Here is a 2,822-nt window from a genome sequence, read left to right on the forward strand (position 1 = left end):
GAAAAATCAGCTGGTGATTCATCTTGGATATGGTTAATTATTGGGCATGTCGGGTCATGAATAGGCGGGGTCGGGTGTGGGTGAAGATACATTATTGGGCAGATTGGTGGCTGGATGGGGTCGCTTTGGTGAATGGAATGGTTCAGGAAAGAGAGCGGGGCATTCTGGGGGCTTGAGGGCGTATCAGGTGGGAGAAGAGGACTTGAAAGGGGGTGGGGGGCAGGAATCAGGAGTTCAGGAAGTGGACAGTTTTATTCAGGCCTTCGGATAGGGAAACCCGGCTGGAAAAGTTCAATAATTGCCTGCCCCGGTCAGCACTGCCTACGGAGTTGAGGATATCCCCCAGGCGGGGAGGGCCGTGATGGATGGGGGTTGATTGGCCCATGACCGAAAAGAGGGTTTCAGCCAGGCTGTTGATGGTGCTGCCTATCCCGGTACAGACATTGAGTGCTTCGGGAGGGTTGCCTGTATGACACGCTTTTTCCTGACATTTTTTCCAGCCTTTGAGCAAAAATTCGACCACATCCCCCACATAGACAAAATCCCGCTGCTGCTCCCCATCTCCATAAATCAGGAGAGGCTCGCCCTTGCGAATGCGATCGATAAAGATGGAAATCACGCCGGAGTAGGGGGAACTGGGGTCTTGTCTGGGGCCATAGACGTTGAAAAACCGAAAACCCAAGGTCGGCACGCCGTGGGTCAGGGTGGCTACCCGGGCGTGGAGTTCCATGCCCATTTTGTCAGCCCCGTAGGCGGAAAGGGGGGCGGGGGGGGCGGATTCGGCCAGGGGGAGTTGGGGGTTGTCGCCATAGATGGCTGAGGAGGAAGCGTAGATGACCGGGATTGGCTGTTGATCGGGAGAGGTCCGGGCGGCATCAAAGATATGGATCGCCCCGGTAAGATTCACTCGGTGGGTGCCTAGCCAGTCGCTGACGGAGAGCGGTACCGAGACGATGGCGGCCAGATGAAAGCAGGCCGAAATCCCCGCCATGGCTTTTTGTACGGTCTGCTGGTCGGTGATATCCCCAACGATGATTTCGCAGCTGCCGGAGACGTTTTCCCGTTTGCCGGTGGAAAGATTATCGAGAATGCGAACCCGGTAACCGGCAGCCAGCAGGGCATCTGCCAGGTGGGAACCGATAAATCCGCAGCCGCCGGTGATCAGCACGGTTTTGTTCATATCGGTTCAGCTCCCAAATGACCGGATATTCTGAAATGGCAGCGCCCTTCCCGGCAAAGGCGGCAGGTATCCTTGAGAAAAAGTGGCAGGAGCACCGGGTCGGAAAGTCAGAAGTTCCGGGTTAGAGTCGGTAGACCCCCTCTTCCCTGGGGAATACGCTTTTCAGGTCGTAGAGGATGGCTTTGGGTTTTCCCAGAGCGCGGATATTGTCGAGTCCCATCTCCAAAAAGCGCTCATGGCCTACCGCTATCACGATGGCGTCATAGGTGGCTGGTGCCGGATTTTCCAGCAGGGCAATGCTATACTCGTCCCGGGCTTCCGCAGGGTCTGCCCAGGGGTCGTAGACATCCACTTGGGCGCCGTTATCAGTCAACTCCTGGACCACATCCACCACCCGGGTGTTGCGCAGATCGGGGCAGTTTTCCTTGAAGGTGAGGCCCATGACCAGGATTCGGGAGTTGGGTACGCAGTGGTGGTTTTTGGCCATCAGACGGGAGACCTGATAGGCCACGAAAGAGCCCATGTTGTCGTTGACCCGCCGACCCGCCAGGATCATCTCCGGGTGGTGGCCGATCTCCTGGGCTTTGTGGGTGAGATAGTATGGATCGACCCCGATGCAGTGGCCTCCCACGAGCCCTGGGCGAAAGGGGATGAAATTCCATTTTGTTTCAGCGGCTTTGAGCACTTCCAGGGTGTCGATGTCCAGGCGGTTGAAGAGAATGGCCAATTCGTTGACCAGGGCAATGTTGACATCCCGCTGGGTGTTTTCGATCACCTTGGCAGCCTCTGCCACCCGAATACTGGGGGCCAGGTGGGTGCCCGCCTTGACGATGATTCGGTAGAGCTTGTCGATCCATTGGGCAGCTTCCGGGGTGGAGCCGGAGGTGATTTTGATGATATCAGGCAGCCGATGGACGTGATCGCCGGGGTTGACCCGTTCCGGGGAGTAGCCGACAAAAAAATCTTCATTGAACTTGAGCCCGGATTTTTCTTCCAGCACCGGTGCGCAGATTTCCTCAGTGACGCCGGGATAGACCGTGGATTCATAGACCACCACGTCCCCTTTGGAGAGCACGTCGCCGACGGTTTCAGAGGCTTGAATGAGGGGGGTGAGGTCGGGGCGTTTATGGCGGTCGATGGGCGTGGGGACGGCGACGATGTGGACGTTGCAGTCGGCGAGATCTTTCGGCTCGGTGGTGTAGGAGAGGTCGGCGACGTTTTGCAGGCTGTCGCTCTCCACCTCCCGGGTACGGTCCCAGCCGGAACGAAGCTCCTCAACCCGCTGGCTACGGGTGTCGAAACCCACCGTGGGAAAGTGGTTGCCAAACTCCACAGCCAGTGGCAGCCCGACATATCCCAGCCCAATCACAGCGATCTTCGGCTTGTCGATCATCCCCTCTGCCATCCCCGAAAAATCCCTTTCATTTCCTCACTCTCCATCGCGTCCTTGGAAATTGGTCGAAACATCTAAGAATAGTGAAAATGCATCCTTTTGTCAAATAGTTTCCCATAACAGGCCTGTATAAAAGAGAGGGATGCCCTTTGCTCAAATTTATTGGGCAGACCTGAGTCCCCCGAAAAAAGTCCGTTCAAGCTTGATAGCATTCCCAGGCCAGTTGACTGCTTGATGTGAAAATCTCAC

At 56.4% G+C, this 2,822-nt stretch carries 2 protein-coding genes; both read right to left on the reverse strand.

Going from position 1 to position 2,822, the window contains the following annotated elements; translation table 11 throughout:
* Positions 1 to 226: 226 nt before the first annotated feature.
* Positions 227 to 1,180, reverse strand: coding sequence for an SDR family NAD(P)-dependent oxidoreductase (locus tag HQL52_20240; protein ID MBF0371771.1), 954 nt, complete (start codon positions 1,178 to 1,180; stop codon positions 227 to 229).
* A gap of 121 nt (positions 1,181 to 1,301) precedes the next feature.
* Positions 1,302 to 2,573, reverse strand: a complete 1,272-nt coding sequence (locus HQL52_20245) for a nucleotide sugar dehydrogenase (protein ID MBF0371772.1) — start codon at positions 2,571 to 2,573, stop codon at positions 1,302 to 1,304.
* Between the last annotated feature and the right edge of the window lie 249 nt (positions 2,574 to 2,822).

Source organism: Magnetococcales bacterium, from assembly GCA_015232395.1.
In the GTDB taxonomy this organism is placed as follows: Bacteria; Pseudomonadota; Magnetococcia; order Magnetococcales; family JADFZT01; genus JADFZT01.